This window comes from Nocardioides sp. CPCC 206348 (assembly GCF_048654705.1).
Classification (GTDB): domain Bacteria; phylum Actinomycetota; class Actinomycetes; order Propionibacteriales; family Nocardioidaceae; genus Nocardioides.
The window spans coordinates 3,404-4,317 of sequence record NZ_JBMCZA010000105.1; the positions used below are offsets into that span (position 1 = coordinate 3,404).

Annotated in this window: 1 protein-coding gene; it reads right to left on the reverse strand. The window is 66.2% G+C overall.

Features of this window, described 5'->3' with window-relative positions:
• Positions 1 to 297 (reverse strand): hypothetical protein (locus ACOADB_RS05310; RefSeq protein WP_378596899.1); only part of this gene is annotated, 297 nt, incomplete at its 3' end.
• Positions 298 to 914 lie beyond the last annotated feature (617 nt).

Genomic DNA, 914 nt, shown 5'->3' on the forward strand with positions numbered 1-914 from the left:
GTGGTTGGTCTCACCCTTGGCGGGGTCGCGGTAGGCGGTGTGGCCGCCGCTGTGCACGGTGTGCCAGGGCTCGGCCGCCTCCGTGATCAGGTTGACCGTCCACTCGCCCGACTCGACCGTCTGGCCCTTCTCGGCGAGCTCATCGCCAAGGACGTCGTACTGCTTCGTTACACCGGCCGGAACGGCCGAGGCGTCGTGGTCGCCCTCAGAAGTGGTGTCGTCCTCCTTTGAGCAGCCGGCGAGCACGACGGCGGCAAGAGCTGCAATGGCGGTGGCGGACGCGAAACGACTATGCACGACAAACCTCTTTCACAGGAATCTCTCAGACTTAGGAGCGCCTAACCTAAGCAGGATCGAATCTGCCACCGCAATGTGATCTCGATCTCTCTTGGAGAGGTATCGTTGAAAGTTCGGCGATCACGAACGACTATCGGCGGCCGCGCCGCGCGGACCGCCGGCCGCGCAGGCCTGCCACGGCGACGTAGGGTCGACGCCATCCTTAGGTGATCAGGGTTCGTCAGGCGCAGCACCCCGCCCGAGGTCGGTGACCCGACGGCCGCACCGCGACCCCGCGCACGCACCGGGGCCGCCTCCTCCGGCGATCCAACGGCCCTTGCAGCCCCGCCCGCCCTCCGTAGTCGGTCATTCGACGCCGAACTTTGCCGACTTCCGATACCGCTGTCGCGAACCTCGCCAACTCCGTCTTCTCACGAGCGGCACGCATGCTACGAAGGTTCGTAGTTCGGTCCGTCCCCCCGGGACGGGCCGTGCGCCGTTTTCGGGGTGATTGACGAGTAGTGACGGGCGGTGATTGAGACCGTGCATGGTGGTGTGAAGTTCTACCGCGGCGGCGCCAAGGCCGCCCGCAACTACGTCGAGGCCGACCGCTCACGGGCGGATGACTACTACCTCGC